Source organism: Salinirussus salinus (assembly GCF_009831455.1).
Classification (GTDB): domain Archaea; phylum Halobacteriota; class Halobacteria; order Halobacteriales; family Haloarculaceae; genus Salinirussus; species Salinirussus salinus.
This window is the reverse complement of the sequence record NZ_WOWO01000002.1, coordinates 757,621-770,190: the sequence shown is the minus strand read 5'-3', so window position 1 is coordinate 770,190 and position 12,570 is coordinate 757,621. Positions and strand designations below refer to the sequence as shown.

Genomic DNA, 12,570 nt, shown 5'->3' with positions numbered 1-12,570 from the left:
GTGTGACAACACCCGGTCATGAGAGTCGCCCTGATCGGTGTGGGCCAGGCCGGCGGGAAGGTGGCCCAGGCCATCGCCGAATTCGACTACGAGATGGACTTCTGCGCGGTCCAGAGCGCCTTCGCGGTCAACACCGCGGAGGCGGACCTCCAGTCGCTGGACATCGACACGATGCTCATCGGCCAGGACCGCGTGAAGGGCCACGGCGTCGGCGGCGACAACGAGCTCGGCGCCGAGATCATGCAGAGCGAGGCCACCGAGGTGATGGACGGACTCGACGGCCGGATCACCTCGCAGACGGAGGCGGTCATGGTCGTCGCCGGTCTCGGCGGCGGCACTGGAAGCGGCGGCGCACCGGCGCTGGCGCGCGAACTCGGCCGCATCTACGACATCCCGATCTACGTGCTCGGCGTCCTGCCGGGTCGCGACGAGGGGGGTATCTACCAGGCCAACGCCGGCCGCTCGCTGAAGACCGTGACCCGCGAGGCGGATGCGGCCCTCCTCATCGACAACGACGCCTGGCGGGAGAGCGGCGAGAGCGTCCAAGAGGGGTTCGACGCGATCAACCGCCAGATCGCCCAGCGAGTCGGGGTGTTGCTGGCCTCCGGCGAAGCCGTCGAGGGCGTCGGCGAGAGCGTCGTCGACTCCTCGGAGATCATCAACACCCTCCGGGAGGGTGGGATCGCCAGCCTCGGGTACGCCACCGCCGAAGCCAGCGAGGACGCCGCCGAGAACGTCAACACCATCACGAGCCTCACGCGCAACGCCCTCCTGACGAGCATGAGCCTGCCCGACGCCGTTGAGGCGGAGGCGGCGCTTCTGGTCATCGCCGGCCGGCCCGAGCGGATCTCCCGGAAGGGCGTCGAGCGCGCCCGCTCGTGGGTCGAGGAAGAGACCGGCAGCCTCCAGGTCCGCGGCGGTGACTTTCCGCTCGATAGCGACCGTCTCGCCGCGCTCGTCTTGCTCTGTGGGGTCGAGCGGTCCCGTCGGGTCGAGGAGTTCATGGAGCGGGCCCGCGAGGCCAGCGCGAGCGCCGAGGGTGAGGGGCCGACGACCGAGGAGATGTTCGACGAGAACCTCGACGACCTGTTCTGAGCCGCGGCGACGGCACGGTAGGCCGGATTCAGACCAGGCTCGCGCCGTCGAACTCGGAGCGGTCGTAGTCGACCTCCATCAGCGAGAGGATCGTCGGGGCGACGTCGTAGAGGTCCGCATCCCTGACCGACGCTTCGGGGTCGTCGACGAACAGACAGGCGTTATCGAAGCTGTGCATCCCGTTTCGCGGACCGGTGTCGAAGACCTCGTCGCTGCCCTTGAAGCCGGCCTTGAGGTCGAAGCCGTGGTTCGGGATCACGGTGAGGTCCGGCGCGATGTCCGCGTGAGCGCCCCGGTAGGCCTCTTCTTTGGTCTCGACGCGGTCGGCGACTGGGGTACCGTCTGGTCCCTCCAGGGCCTCGAGTTCCGCCCTGAGTTCGTCCCGCACCGCTTCGTAGTCGGCTTCGGGGACGCTGCCCCGTGGTTCGCGACCCTCGAGGTTGATGTAGAAGCGGCCGGGGATGAGCGAGTAGGCGCGGGTCTCCTCGGCGATGTCGTCCAGTTCCTCGTGGTCGTCGCCGTCGTAGGAGAGCCACCCCTCCTGGCGGAGCCACTCGTTGAGGTGGACCTCCCACTCCAGGGTCGTGAAGCCGTGGTCGGAGGCGACCATCATCGTCGTGTCGTCGTCGAGCAGCCCCCGCAACTCGCCGAGATACCGGTCGACCTTCCGGTAGAAGTCGATAAAGTCATCGTGGTACTCGCCGCCTTCCGCGTAGTCTCTGAACAGGAAGTGATTGACCCGGTCGGTAGTCATGAAGACGCCGAAAAAGAGGTCCCAGTCGTCCTCCCGGATGTAGTGTTTGAACGCCTCGAAGCGGGCATCCAGGGTCTCGTGGGCATCCTCGATGAAATCGGACTTGTCGTCGGCGTGGCCGAGCTTGGCGTTGACGTCGATCTTGTAGTCGAGGCCGTCCAGTCGGGTCCGGAGTTCCTCGGGCTGGGCGGCCCGGTCGATGCCCGGCGAGAGAAAGCCCGAGACCATCCGCTGGACGTCCTCCTCGGGCGGGAAGGTGACGGGGACGTTCATCACGGTCGCGTCCCGGCCGGCGTCGGTCACCCGCTTCCAGAGGCGCGTGGCCTGGACGTCACGGCCCATCGGGACGTACGTGTCGTAGGAGCCGTTCTCGCGGTCCTGGAAGCCGTAGACGCCGGTTTCGCCGGGATTGACGCCGGTCGTCAGCGACGGCCAGCAGGCGCTCGACTCCGGCGGGACGATACTGTCGATCGCTCCCGCGCTGCCCTCCTCGGCGAGCGCGGCGAGGTGCTCGAACTCGCCCGGGTGGTCGTCGAGGAGACTGAACGGCACGCCGTCGATACCAAAAAAGGCGACTCGGGGGCCCTCGTCGCCGCGGAGTCGGTCGAACAGACCCATACCCTCCATACTGGCGTGGGGGACAAGAAGGTTCGTCATGCGGCCCCGCCCGGGGGTCTGTCGGGGGTCGCGGCAATACTCAGTTACCTTCGGGCTGACTCTCGCCCCCGCCTTCGCCCTCGTGCTCCGGGCGTTCGGGGTCGAAGTTCTCCGGGACGACCGTGGGGTGGGCGATACCCACCGGGGGGTGTCTCGCTGCCATCACCCCTCACTACCCGCTTGACGTTCAAGTAATTACCCATAATCATAATTCATCGGCAACGCCTGCCGGTATAACCCGGGAGCATATCTCCGGGCCGCTGCGGGGGGCCACAGGGGGGCTTCCAGCCCGGAGGGTTGACGGCGTTGAGCCGCTTCGGGGGTCGTGACGGCGTTGAAGTGGATCGCGTACGTGGTCCGGGTATGTTCGAGAAGAACGTCGGCGGACTGGACAGACAGGTCCGGTTCGTCGCCGGGGCGGTGCTGTTGGCCGTGGCGCTCGCTGGTCTCCTTGCAGATGCGGTCGGGCGGCCGGTGGCCCTGGTGGCACTGGCGGGCGCTGCCGGGCTCCTGTTCAACGCGCTCACACAGCGGTGTCTGCTGAACCGGCTGCTCGGGGTCGATACTTGCGGCGAGACCTGCTGAGTGCCGTTCAGCGGCGACAGCAGCTCAGAAGTTCTCCTCGTAGAGGTCCATCGCGTGCTCGATGGCCTCTTTCGCGGCCGCCCTGTCTTCCCACCCCAGCGTCTCGACTTCCTTGCCCTCCTCGAGGTTCTTGTAGGTCGCGAAGAACTCGTCTATCTCGTCGAGGGTCTGCTGGGGGATGTCGTCGATATCCTCGATGTGGTCCCAGCGGGGGTCCTCGCTCGGGACGGCGATGACCTTGTCGTCCTGCTCGCCGTCGTCGTCCATCTTCATCAGCGCGACCGGGCGGGCCTCGATGACACAGCCCGGGAACGTCTGGTCCTCGACCAGCACGAGCACGTCGAAGGGGTCCTCGTCGTCGTAGTAGGACCGCGGGATGAAGCCGTAGTCGGAGGGGTAGTGGACGTTGCTGTGGAGTACCCGGTCCAGCACGACGCCGGGGAGGTCCTTGTCGTACTCGTATTTGTTGCGCTCGCCTTTCAGACACTCGACGACGGCGTAGATCTCTTCGGGCGGGTTCGGGCCGGTCTCGAGGTCTTCCCAGAGGTTCACCATCGTCTCGCGCTCGGTCGCCGCTCGAAAAACTACTTTCGGTCTCGGCGGGCGCCGCCGGGTTGGATATCACCTGTGAATATCACCACCCAATGGGGAGAACAGTGGCCGAACCTCCGTATCTGCCCCCGAGAACGTCTCGGAGATTTAACAAGCGTTAAATACGATTATGACCTGAATTTCACTATGTCAGAGGCACAAACAGTTCCCGACAGTCCCGGCATCGCGCGCGAGCTGACAGCGTTTCAGCAGAACATCCTGACGATCCTGGCCGAGGAGGCCCGGTACGGGCTCGCGATCAAGCGCGAACTCGAGACCTACTACGACTCGGAGGTAAACCACGGCCGCCTCTACCCGAACCTCGACGACCTCGTGGAGATGGGGCTGGTCGAGAAGAGCGAACTCGACAAGCGGACCAACCAGTACGCGCTGACCGAGGAGGGCTACCAGGCGCTTCTCGACCAGCTTTCCTGGACGTTCTCGAAGGTCGTCACCGACGAGGAGCGCGCGGCCGACCTGGAAGACCTCATCGAGGCTGCCCGGTAGACGCCGCCTCGACTGCCAGCGACACCGACTCCTCGACCACCGCTTTCTGCTCGTCGGTCGGCCAGACGTTCCGCCGGTAGTACTCCGTCAGGAACTCCTCGCGCTCGTCGGCAGAGAGCTTCTCGACCGGCTTCGCGTAGTGGTTGTTGCAGAACTCCGCGAGCGCCTCCGCGTTGGCCCCGTGGACGGCCCCGTGTTCCTCCCGCACGGCCTCGACAACCTCGCGGTTGTGTTCCGCGACCACCTCCCACTCCGCATCCTCGCCGGGTCCCTCCAGGGGGATCTCTATCCCGCGGTCGATGTCGTCTATCCGGTCGGGGTGGACTGTCCCGTCTTCGACCCACTCCGCCGGGTGGAGGACGAGCACGGCCCGCTCCTCTTCGCGGACCCGCGCGGTGTAGCCGTGCTCGGCCAGCAGCTCCTCGCGCTCCTCGCGGTACGCCGCCGCCTCGCGCTCGTCGGCCGCCGCGCGGGCTCGCCGCGTGAGTTGCTCCACTCTCGTTTCCGTCTCTTCCGGGACCGTATCAGGCGTCATCGAGTGCTTCGTTTGCCAGTTGGTCCGCCCGGTCGTTTATCTCCCGCGGTACGTGCGAAATCGACCACTCCGAAAACTCCGCCAGCAGTTCCCGCGCCTGTATCCGATACTCACGGAGTTCGGGGTCGTTGACGTCGTACTCCCCGCGCACCTGTTTCACGATGAGCTCCGAATCCCCGCGCACGACCACCTCGTCGAAGCCGTGGTCGGCGGCGACCGACAGCGCCCGAACCAGCGCCTCGTACTCCGCCTGGTTGTTCGTGGCCCGGCCGATGGTCTCGCCGCCTTCCGCGACGATGCCGCCGTCGGTCACGACGACGTACCCGACGGCCGCCGGGCCGGGATTCCCGCGGGCGGCGCCGTCAAAGTAGACGTGCGCGCGCCCGTTCGAGGTGGGCCGGACCAGCCCCTCCAGGCGCGCGGTGTCGCCGCCCTGAACGACGACCTTGCCGTCGTACGCGACGGCGGTCGCCCCGGCGTAGGCCGCGCGCCACCGTTCGTGGTCGGTGTTTCCGGGCTGGACCTCGACGCCCGCCTCGCGGAGACGCTGGCGAGCGGTCTCGGGGTCGCAGTCGATGACTGGCACGCCGCTCAGTCCGGCCGGAACCGCAAAGGGGCTGTCGTTGTGTCCTCACGACGACGACGGAAGCCGAAAGATATTTGACCGAGGGTTTAAGTGGCTCGGAAATACTACTATAAAAGAGCGATGACACGGTCCAGCCGCCAGCGGGAGCGCGAGCGCGAGTCCGAGACCGACCAGGACGAGACCGAGGGTGTCCGCGACTGTCCGGAGTGTGGGTCGGACAACATCATCAAGAGCTCCGACCGGGGTGAGCTCGTCTGCGACGACTGTGGCCTCGTCGTCGAGGAGGAGAACATCGACCCGGGGCCGGAGTGGCGAGCCTTCAACCACCAGGAACGACAGGAGAAATCGAGGGTGGGGGCACCGACGACCCAGACGATGCACGACAAGGGGCTGACGACGACCATCGACTGGAAGGACAAGGACGCCTACGGCCGGTCTATCTCCTCGAAAAAGCGAAGCCAGATGCACCGCCTCCGGAAGTGGCAGGAACGGATCCGGACGAAGGACGCGGGCGAACGGAATCTCCAGTTTGCCCTCTCTGAGATCGACCGGATGGCCTCCGCGCTCGGCGTCCCGCGGTCGGTCCGGGAGGTCGCCTCCGTCATCTACCGGCGCGCGCTCGACGAGGACCTCATCCGGGGTCGCTCGATCGAGGGCGTCGCCACCTCCGCGCTGTACGCCGCCTGCCGGAAGGAGGGGATCCCCCGAAGCCTCGAAGAGATCTCCGACGTTTCGCGGGTGGAGCGCAAGGAGATCGGACGCACCTACCGCTACATCTCCCAGGAGCTGGGTCTGGAGATGGAGCCGGTCGACCCCAAGAAGTACGTCCCGCGCTTTTGCTCAGAACTCGAACTCTCAGAGGAAGTCCAGACCAAGGCAAACGAGATCATCGAGACGACCGCCGAGGAGGGACTGCTGTCGGGGAAATCACCGACCGGCTACGCCGCGGCCGCGATCTACGCTGCCTCGCTGCTCTGTAACGAGAAGAAGACACAGCGCGAAGTCGCCGATGTCGCCCAGGTGACGGAAGTCACCATCCGGAACCGGTACCAGGAGCAGATCGAGGCGATGGGCATCCACAGCTGAGGACGTCTCCTCGCCCCCACATTTATCGGCGATACCGCGACCAGCCCCGCACATGTGACCGTCGCTGCGGGGCGGCACGCGGTCGTGCGACACACCGCCTCGCAGGCAGCCGTGTCGCCTGTTCGCTCTACCCGCCCGACCGGCGTCGACGCCTGCGTCCACTGGGTTAGATTCATCATCCACTCCCCCGTAGCCCTGGTAGATGCGACTCGGGGAGTTCATCGAGGATTTCGAGCGCGACGAGGCCGCCGAGCGCCGGCGACTGGCCCGGGAGAAATCCTACGAGATCACGGACTACCTCGACGAGGTCGAACGGCAGTTTCAGGAAACCGTTCAGGGTGACTCGCTGTTCGGCGCGACGGCCCCCGAGATCTTCGTCGGCCGGTCGGACTACCCGAACGTCTCGACCGGACTCCTTTCCCCGATGGACCGGGAGGCCGACCCCGGAAGCTACGCGACCGGCGGCCACTGGTACCGGGAGGGACTCGACATCAACGACGTCCTCCAGCGCCGGACGGGACTGTTGAACTCCACCCGCTCGACTGGCGTCGATGTCACCGACGTGTGGGACGGGTTCGTCGGCGTCCAGCGCGAAGTCGCCATTGCCGACCACCCCGTGGACGTGGAAGTCGGACTGAGCGACGAGCCCGACCTGGACCTGACGCTCGACGACATCCAGACCCCGACCGGACCCCGGGCCCGCGCGACCTCCGCTGACCTGGCGGAGAATCCTCACGTCCCCCGGCCGGTCGAGAAGACCCTGGAGGACGACGACTGGCAGGCCGAGGGCGCCATCACCTACCTCTACCGGCGGGACTTCGACGTCTACGACATCAACACCATCCTCTCGGCGGGTGCGCTCGGGCAGGGCCGGAATCGACGGCTCGTTCCAACCCGGTGGTCGATCACTGCCGTCGACGACACCGTCGGTCAGTACCTCCGCGGGCAGGTCCGGTCGTCGCCCTCGGTCGACGAGGTCCAGGTCTGGCACAACGCCTACCTCGGCAACGACTACTGGGTGGTCCTGGCACCGGGCAACTGGGAGTTCGAGCTCGTCGAACTCAAGGCGCCGGGAAGTGTCTGGAATCCCGAGCCCGACGGCGCCTACTACATGGCTGCCGACAGCGAGTCCTACGAGGGCCGGACCGACTACGTCGACGAGACCGCAGGGGCGTACTACGCCACCCGGCTGGGCGTGCTCGAACACCTGGCATCGGTCGGCCGCCAGGCGACCTGTCTGGTGGTCCGGCACGCCACCGAGGAGTACTGGGCGCCGGTTGGCGTCTGGCAGATCCGCGAGGGGATCCGGGACGCCTTCGAGGGCGAGCCCGCGGTCGCCGAATCCTTCCACGCCGCGGTCAGACAGCTCGCGCCGCAGCTACCGGTCTCCCTGGACGCGCTCCGGCGAAAATCCGAACTCGTGGCTGGCGTCCAGTCACAGCTGACCGACTTCTGACCCGGTTGCTACTCCTCTGTGGTCGGGACCGGGCCCGTGCCGACCGCCTCCTGCACAGCGTGTTCGAACTCCTGTCTGGTCGAGAAATAGGGTTCCTCCACGTCCTCCAGCACGTCTGCAAGCTCCCGTGGCCCGTCGGGCGTTCGGACCGTCGTCTCGCCCTCCCGCTCGATGACGGTGCTTCGCTCGATGCCGTACATCAGCCGGGCGGAAATCCGGGCCAGCGGAGCGCCCTCGACGGGTTCGCCCTCGCCGAGCGCGACGGCCGGCTCGTCCTCCTCGTCGCTGTCCTCGTCTGCCATACCGCCGGCTTCTCGGCGGCGGCGATTAGTGTTTACGACTCGCGGCCCGGCGATGTCGGACGCCCGTCTGACGGGGAGTTTTGACGGTTCGCACCCGACCGGATGGCATGACCAGCCTGACCGACGTCTACGACGGCGGCGTCGGGGCCGTCGTCGACCGCCGCCGGCGCGCGCTCGGCGCGAGCGTGTTCGTCCTCGGCGCGGCCATGGTCGTCGCGGCCATCCCGGTGGCCACGACGGGGCTTGCCGACCTGCTCGGTCTCGGTACCTACGAGGCCCGCGAGCTGGCCGGTATCCTCGCCGGCGTCGGACTCCCGGCGGTGTTCGTCGGCATCTTCACGGTGTTGCCCGCCCCGAAGACGGTCCGCGCGCTCGCGGCTATCGGCGCCAGCGTCGCGCTGCTCGGCGTCGCGCTCTTTGCCTTTACCTACCCCGACCGGTGGATCCCGGTCGATCCGGCGCTGACGGTCGTCACCGTCCTCGTCTACTCGCTGGGGACGCTCGCGACGTTCTGGTGTCTGTTCGTCGGGCTCGCGACGTTCAAAACGCGCAACGACCCCGGCGGGACCGCGCGGCTCGACGTCACCGAAGCGGGGACGGTCCGTATCGTGAGCGACGACACTGGGCCGGGACTGAGCGGCGTCGGCCTCTCGGGGACACCAGACGGCGGGGTCGAGACTCAGACGAACCGCCGGCCGGCGGGCGACGGCGGAAGCGTGGCCGACCCTGCTGCCGAACCCGACACGGTCGAGGCGGCCACCGCTCGCGGCCAGCCTGACCCGTACTGCGGGAACTGCGCCCACTTCGAGTACGTCCGCGCCGACGGTGACCTCGCGCCCTACTGTGGCCGCCACGACGAACTCATGGACGACATGGACGCCTGCGAGCAGTGGCAGCCAAACGACCAACCGTGAAATTAAACACGGCCGGCGGGTAGGGACGGACATGGAATTCTGCGACGAGTGCGGCTCGATGATGAAAACGGAGGACGGCCGGTGGGTCTGTGGGAGCTGTGGCTTCGAGAAGTCCCGCGACACCGAGCAGGAGGCGGCGATGACGACCACCCAGGGCCAAGAGGAGACGGAACTCGTGGACATGAGCGAGACTGACGAGGAAGCCATCGGCCCGACGACCGGCGCCCGGTGTCCGGAGTGTGGCCACGACCGGGCTCGCTACGAGATGAAGCAGATCCGCGCCGCCGACGAGTCCGAGACCCGGTTTTTCACCTGCACAGAGTGTGGCCACAAGTGGCGCGAGGACGACCACTGAATGGCCGACCCGCGGTACCCCATCGTCGAGGTTTCGGACGGCTGGGAGCTGACTGAAGAGGGCGTCGAGACGCTGTTCGAGCTCCCGACGATGTCGGTCCGCGGAGCGAGCCGCCGGTACGAGGACCGCGCGGGGCGTGACGGCCTCGCCGCGGCGACCGACCCACCCCACGACGAGACGCTGCGCTTTTTCGCGGCGACGCGGCTGACCTTCGAGCCCGGTCTCCCGCCCGGGACGCTCCCCGCGAGCGTGCTCCCGTCGGTCAGACAGCAAGCGCGACAGCGCTTCAAACAGCGTCTCCGGGACCGCGGGGTCTCCCGCGTCTCCCGTGACCGGTCGGAACGGCTGCGGGTCGACGGTTCGCGGGTCCGCGCCCGCAGCTACACCGGCACTGTCGACACTTCCGGCGGGTACGCTCTCCCCGTCGAGGGGTGGCTCGCCGCCTGGCACGACGAGGACTTCTTCGTGGTCACCGGCGGCTACCCGGCCGAACGGCTGGCGGACGTCTTCGGGCTCGAGGGTGCCGGGGAACTCCTCTCCACCCCGCCGCGAGTCTACCGGGACGATTTCTTCGACTTCCTGCGGAGCGTCCGCTGAGCGGACCGGGGCCCGTGAATCCGGCTACACGTGCCGTGCGAAGGTCAGGTACCCCGTGTGCCCGACGCCCGTCGTCGAGGGTCTGGTGCCCCGCTCCTCGAACTCCATCTCCCGCTGGATCGTCTCCAGGGTCTCGACCTCGGCCAGCCCCGCCCGCCGCGCGGCCTCAACGGCCTCCCGGGTGGCCTCGACGAACGGGGAGTAGACCGCCACGAAGCCGCCGTCGACCAGTAGCGACGGACTCCGCTCGACGACCGCCGGCGCGTCCGCGGTGTCGAGTGTCACCGTCTCGAACCTGCCGAGGTCGGGCAGGTGGGCCGCCACGTCGCCGGTCCGTACGTCGACCCGGTCGGCCACGCCCGCCAGTTCCATGTTCTCGCGGGCGACCTCGGCGAAGTCGGGGTCGCGCTCGTAGGTGACGACCTCAGCGCCCGCGCGGCCCAGCGAGGCCGCGAGCACCCCGGTTCCGGTGCCGGCATCCAGCACGCGGTCGCCGGCGCCGACCCCGGTGTGCCCGAGTACGAGCCCGATGTCGCGGGGCAACATCGGTGCACCGGTCCGCTCCAGGTGGTGAAACAGGTCCGGTCCCCGTAGCTCGCGGGCGCGGAACTGCTCGCCGAGGTGGGTCTCGACCGTGTCGCCGGCCGCGACGTCCTCTGGCACCTCCAGCACGCCCAGGTCGGTCTCCAGCGTCTCGCCGGGGTCCAGCAGGTACTCGCGGTCCTCGTGGACGAAAAGCAGCGCCACGCTACTCCAGCCGCTCCACGGCGGCCGCCAGGTCGCCGTCGGTCGCCTCCAGCGCCTCGCGGGCAGCGTCCTCGCTCGCCCCGGTCCGCTGGGCGACGAGTTCGACGTCCCCGTCGGGAATCCCGGCGTCGTCGGCCGCTTCGCTGTCGGGGTCTTCGCCGTCGCCCGCTTCGAGAGCGTCGGCATCCCGGCGTTCCGGGGAGCCGACCACCTGGTAGGTCTCCTGACCCTGGGCGTCCATCTTCTGGACTTCCGCATCGGTGAACACCAGTTTCCCGTCGGGGGTCGTGATAACGACCTCCTGGGCGTCGATCTCCTCGATGTCGATGCCCATCTGTTCCATCATCTGCTTCATTTTGCGGGAGTTGAGCCCCCCGCCGCCTCCACCGAACATACACTCGCTTCGGGTGGCCCCGACAAAAAGGGCTGTGTTACGCGCGGTCCGCCGCCGACCCGTCCCCGACCCCCTCGCGGACGGCCACGGCCACGCCAGTGCCGAACGACTCCATCCCCGGCCCGGACAGCCGCGCACGCCCCACGGCGACCAGGTCGCCGTCCTCGTGCTCAACCAGTACCTCGTCGCCCGGACGGATTCCGGGGTCTACCTCGCGAACGAATTTCGCGAAGGCGTTGCGCCCGTCGGCGACGTACGGGCGGCTCTCGTCGCCGACCACCACACGGTATCGGGGCCGGCCGAGGGCCGCCTGGAGCCGCCTGCCACCGGTCGCGCCGAGCGTGAACCGGCCGTCCGTCCCGTAGGTCGCCAGCCGGCCGGCCTCGGTGTGAAGCTGGCGTGGCCGGCCGGAGCTGGTGTGCGTCACCGACACTCCCGGGGGGACCAGTGCCGCCCCCGCGCCCGGTCCGAACTGGTAGGTCGCGACCGTCCGGAGCGTCGACAGTTCGTCGGTCATGCCTCCCGTTCCCGCCGACCCTACTAAACGGCGTCGCCGCCCCAATACGGAAAGGTTCAGTCGAGTTACAATGTCACATCGTACCACAGCCCGTCGGATTCGGTAATACTTATTCTCGCCCCGAAAAAACGGTGAGCCATGCCAGACAATGGAACGGCACAGATGACGGCCGGCGTCTTCCTCATCGCCGCCGGGTCAGTCGTGATGCTCGGGGTCCTGGGGGGGGTCGTTCCGCCCCTCCCGCCGGTATCCCTGGCAGTGGCAATGTTCGTCATGGCAGCCGGCGCACTGCTGGCCGGTATCTCCGGCGAAGACGGGCGCCCGGTTTAGAGCAGAAAGCGGGAGGTATCCGCGCTCATGTCCGTGAAGAAGCCGGCCGCTTCCCGCAGGGACTCTGCGGTCGACTCCTCGAAGCTGAACACCTCGACGCGGACGCCCTCGTGTCTGAGATACCGGCACAGGCGGGCGAAGTCGCCGTCGCCGGTACACAGCGCGACGGTGTCGACGTGGGGGGCCAGCGAAACGGCGTCCAGGCTCATCCCCACGTCCCAGTCAGCCTTCTTCGAGCCGTCGCCGAAAGTGCGGATCTCCTTGATCCGGGTCTCGAAGCCGATGTCCTCCAGGGCCTCGAAGAAGGACTCCTCTTCGGGGGCGTCGGCTCTGATGACGTAGGCGATGGCGCGGGTCAGCGTCCGTCCGTCCGTGGCCGCCTCCAGGAGTGACGCGTAGTCGATATTCCTGGAGTAGAGGCTCTGTGCAGTGTGATAGAGGTTCTGCGAGTCGGCGAGAACCGCGACCCGCTGGCCGGGGTGTGTCGTGGACATGCGCCCGCTACTGGCGGGGCGAACAAACCTCTTGGGTCGGGCGGTCGACGGCCGCGGGTTGCGGGGGC

General features: G+C 67.8%; 19 protein-coding genes. 9 read left to right on the top strand and 10 right to left on the bottom strand.

Features of this window, described 5'->3' with window-relative positions:
- Nucleotides 1-18 precede the first annotated feature (18 nt).
- The gene (locus GN153_RS07100) at nt 19-1,095 is read left to right on the top strand and encodes a tubulin/FtsZ family protein (RefSeq protein ID WP_159901190.1); all 1,077 of its coding nucleotides are present in this window, start codon (nt 19-21) and stop codon (nt 1,093-1,095) included.
- Nucleotides 1,096-1,123: 28 nt separating this feature from the next.
- Here the strand turns inward: GN153_RS07100 and GN153_RS07095 are convergent, their stop codons facing one another.
- Together GN153_RS07095 and GN153_RS17790 are read right to left on the bottom strand one after the other, a co-directional pair.
- Nucleotides 1,124-2,467 carry an alkaline phosphatase family protein gene (locus tag GN153_RS07095; protein WP_159901189.1) on the bottom strand — a complete coding sequence of 448 codons (1,344 nt, stop codon included), beginning with the start codon at nt 2,465-2,467 and terminating at the stop codon, nt 1,124-1,126.
- 79 nt (nt 2,468-2,546) lie between these two features.
- The gene (locus GN153_RS17790) at nt 2,547-2,669 is read right to left on the bottom strand and encodes a hypothetical protein (RefSeq protein WP_268893120.1); all 123 of its coding nucleotides are present in this window, start codon (nt 2,667-2,669) and stop codon (nt 2,547-2,549) included.
- A gap of 200 nt (nt 2,670-2,869) precedes the next feature.
- Between GN153_RS17790 and GN153_RS07090 the strand changes: the two genes are divergently transcribed.
- On the top strand, nt 2,870-3,091 hold the full coding sequence (locus GN153_RS07090; RefSeq protein WP_159901188.1) for a YgaP-like transmembrane domain: 222 nt from the start codon (nt 2,870-2,872) through the stop codon (nt 3,089-3,091).
- 24 nt (nt 3,092-3,115) lie between these two features.
- Here GN153_RS07090 and GN153_RS07085 read toward each other — a convergent pair whose 3' ends face one another.
- On the bottom strand, nt 3,116-3,646 hold the full coding sequence (locus tag GN153_RS07085; RefSeq protein WP_159901186.1) for an inorganic diphosphatase: 531 nt from the start codon (nt 3,644-3,646) through the stop codon (nt 3,116-3,118).
- 183 nt (nt 3,647-3,829) lie between these two features.
- On the opposite strand from GN153_RS07085, the gene GN153_RS07080 reads away from it, so the two are divergent.
- Nucleotides 3,830-4,189, top strand: coding sequence for a PadR family transcriptional regulator (locus GN153_RS07080; RefSeq protein WP_159901184.1), 360 nt, complete (start codon nt 3,830-3,832; stop codon nt 4,187-4,189).
- On the opposite strand, the gene GN153_RS07075 is transcribed toward GN153_RS07080, so the two are convergent.
- Both GN153_RS07075 and rnhA read right to left on the bottom strand, forming a co-directional pair.
- Entirely contained in the window at nt 4,170-4,724 is a 555-nt protein-coding gene (locus tag GN153_RS07075) for a DUF7108 family protein (RefSeq protein ID WP_159901182.1), read from the bottom strand. The genes GN153_RS07080 and GN153_RS07075 overlap by 20 nt on opposite strands.
- Nucleotides 4,714-5,310: a ribonuclease HI gene (gene rnhA / locus GN153_RS07070; RefSeq protein WP_159901180.1), complete on the bottom strand. Its 597-nt coding sequence runs from the start codon at nt 5,308-5,310 to the stop codon at nt 4,714-4,716. The genes GN153_RS07075 and rnhA overlap by 11 nt, the downstream gene beginning before the upstream one ends.
- A gap of 120 nt (nt 5,311-5,430) precedes the next feature.
- Between rnhA and GN153_RS07065 the strand changes: the two genes are divergently transcribed.
- A complete protein-coding gene (locus tag GN153_RS07065) occupies nt 5,431-6,396 on the top strand; it encodes a transcription initiation factor IIB (protein ID WP_159901178.1) in 966 nt (321 codons plus the stop codon).
- Between the two features lie 202 nt (nt 6,397-6,598).
- Nucleotides 6,599-7,852 carry a DNA repair protein NreA gene (gene nreA / locus GN153_RS07060; protein WP_159901176.1) on the top strand — a complete coding sequence of 418 codons (1,254 nt, stop codon included), beginning with the start codon at nt 6,599-6,601 and terminating at the stop codon, nt 7,850-7,852.
- 8 nt (nt 7,853-7,860) lie between these two features.
- Here nreA and GN153_RS07055 read toward each other — a convergent pair whose 3' ends face one another.
- A complete protein-coding gene (locus GN153_RS07055; protein WP_159901174.1) occupies nt 7,861-8,154 on the bottom strand; it encodes a DUF5789 family protein in 294 nt (97 codons plus the stop codon).
- A 107-nt stretch (nt 8,155-8,261) separates the two neighbouring features.
- On the opposite strand from GN153_RS07055, the gene GN153_RS07050 reads away from it, so the two are divergent.
- The 3 genes from GN153_RS07050 to GN153_RS07040 are packed head-to-tail and all read left to right on the top strand — an operon-like array spanning nt 8,262 to nt 10,020.
- Nucleotides 8,262-9,068: a DUF7139 domain-containing protein gene (locus GN153_RS07050; RefSeq protein WP_159901172.1), complete on the top strand. Its 807-nt coding sequence runs from the start codon at nt 8,262-8,264 to the stop codon at nt 9,066-9,068.
- Between the two features lie 31 nt (nt 9,069-9,099).
- Nucleotides 9,100-9,423 carry a transcription factor S gene (locus GN153_RS07045; protein WP_159901170.1) on the top strand — a complete coding sequence of 108 codons (324 nt, stop codon included), beginning with the start codon at nt 9,100-9,102 and terminating at the stop codon, nt 9,421-9,423.
- Complete coding sequence (locus GN153_RS07040) at nt 9,424-10,020, top strand: hypothetical protein (RefSeq protein ID WP_159901168.1); 597 nt, start codon at nt 9,424-9,426, stop codon at nt 10,018-10,020. It abuts the gene before it with no gap.
- Between the two features lie 24 nt (nt 10,021-10,044).
- Here the strand turns inward: GN153_RS07040 and GN153_RS07035 are convergent, their stop codons facing one another.
- From GN153_RS07035 to GN153_RS07025, 3 genes are read right to left on the bottom strand one after another with little or no spacing between them, the layout of a single operon-like run.
- Nucleotides 10,045-10,767 (bottom strand): methyltransferase domain-containing protein, encoded by a 723-nt coding sequence (locus GN153_RS07035; RefSeq protein WP_159901166.1) that lies wholly within the window; start codon nt 10,765-10,767, stop codon nt 10,045-10,047.
- Between the two features lies 1 nt (nt 10,768).
- Complete coding sequence (locus GN153_RS07030; protein WP_159901164.1) at nt 10,769-11,161, bottom strand: nascent polypeptide-associated complex protein; 393 nt, start codon at nt 11,159-11,161, stop codon at nt 10,769-10,771.
- A 37-nt stretch (nt 11,162-11,198) separates the two neighbouring features.
- On the bottom strand, nt 11,199-11,678 hold the full coding sequence (locus tag GN153_RS07025) for a PUA domain-containing protein (protein WP_159901162.1): 480 nt from the start codon (nt 11,676-11,678) through the stop codon (nt 11,199-11,201).
- Nucleotides 11,679-11,816: 138 nt separating this feature from the next.
- On the opposite strand from GN153_RS07025, the gene GN153_RS07020 reads away from it, so the two are divergent.
- Entirely contained in the window at nt 11,817-12,008 is a 192-nt protein-coding gene (locus GN153_RS07020; RefSeq protein ID WP_159901160.1) for a hypothetical protein, read from the top strand.
- Here GN153_RS07020 and GN153_RS07015 read toward each other — a convergent pair.
- Complete coding sequence (locus GN153_RS07015; protein WP_159901158.1) at nt 12,005-12,502, bottom strand: LabA-like NYN domain-containing protein; 498 nt, start codon at nt 12,500-12,502, stop codon at nt 12,005-12,007. The genes GN153_RS07020 and GN153_RS07015 overlap by 4 nt on opposite strands.
- Between the last annotated feature and the right edge of the window lie 68 nt (nt 12,503-12,570).

What these genes read in the sequence shown, in the direction of transcription:
- GN153_RS07030 (WP_159901164.1), bottom strand. Translation starts at nt 11,161, where the DNA reads ATGTTCGGTGGAGGCGGCGGGGGGCTCAACTCCCGCAAAATGAAGCAG.
- GN153_RS07085 (WP_159901186.1), bottom strand. Translation starts at nt 3,646, where the DNA reads ATGGTGAACCTCTGGGAAGACCTCGAGACCGGCCCGAACCCGCCCGAA.
- GN153_RS07025 (WP_159901162.1), bottom strand. Translation starts at nt 11,678, where the DNA reads ATGACCGACGAACTGTCGACGCTCCGGACGGTCGCGACCTACCAGTTC.
- GN153_RS07045 (WP_159901170.1), top strand. Translation starts at nt 9,100, where the DNA reads ATGGAATTCTGCGACGAGTGCGGCTCGATGATGAAAACGGAGGACGGC.
- GN153_RS07090 (WP_159901188.1), top strand. Translation starts at nt 2,870, where the DNA reads ATGTTCGAGAAGAACGTCGGCGGACTGGACAGACAGGTCCGGTTCGTC.
- GN153_RS07095 (WP_159901189.1), bottom strand. Translation starts at nt 2,467, where the DNA reads ATGGGTCTGTTCGACCGACTCCGCGGCGACGAGGGCCCCCGAGTCGCC.
- GN153_RS07040 (WP_159901168.1), top strand. Translation starts at nt 9,424, where the DNA reads ATGGCCGACCCGCGGTACCCCATCGTCGAGGTTTCGGACGGCTGGGAG.
- GN153_RS07050 (WP_159901172.1), top strand. Translation starts at nt 8,262, where the DNA reads ATGACCAGCCTGACCGACGTCTACGACGGCGGCGTCGGGGCCGTCGTC.
- GN153_RS07100 (WP_159901190.1), top strand. Translation starts at nt 19, where the DNA reads ATGAGAGTCGCCCTGATCGGTGTGGGCCAGGCCGGCGGGAAGGTGGCC.
- nreA (WP_159901176.1), top strand. Translation starts at nt 6,599, where the DNA reads ATGCGACTCGGGGAGTTCATCGAGGATTTCGAGCGCGACGAGGCCGCC.
- GN153_RS07015 (WP_159901158.1), bottom strand. Translation starts at nt 12,502, where the DNA reads ATGTCCACGACACACCCCGGCCAGCGGGTCGCGGTTCTCGCCGACTCG.
- GN153_RS17790 (WP_268893120.1), bottom strand. Translation starts at nt 2,669, where the DNA reads ATGGCAGCGAGACACCCCCCGGTGGGTATCGCCCACCCCACGGTCGTC.
- GN153_RS07075 (WP_159901182.1), bottom strand. Translation starts at nt 4,724, where the DNA reads ATGACGCCTGATACGGTCCCGGAAGAGACGGAAACGAGAGTGGAGCAA.
- GN153_RS07020 (WP_159901160.1), top strand. Translation starts at nt 11,817, where the DNA reads ATGCCAGACAATGGAACGGCACAGATGACGGCCGGCGTCTTCCTCATC.
- GN153_RS07055 (WP_159901174.1), bottom strand. Translation starts at nt 8,154, where the DNA reads ATGGCAGACGAGGACAGCGACGAGGAGGACGAGCCGGCCGTCGCGCTC.
- GN153_RS07080 (WP_159901184.1), top strand. Translation starts at nt 3,830, where the DNA reads ATGTCAGAGGCACAAACAGTTCCCGACAGTCCCGGCATCGCGCGCGAG.
- GN153_RS07065 (WP_159901178.1), top strand. Translation starts at nt 5,431, where the DNA reads ATGACACGGTCCAGCCGCCAGCGGGAGCGCGAGCGCGAGTCCGAGACC.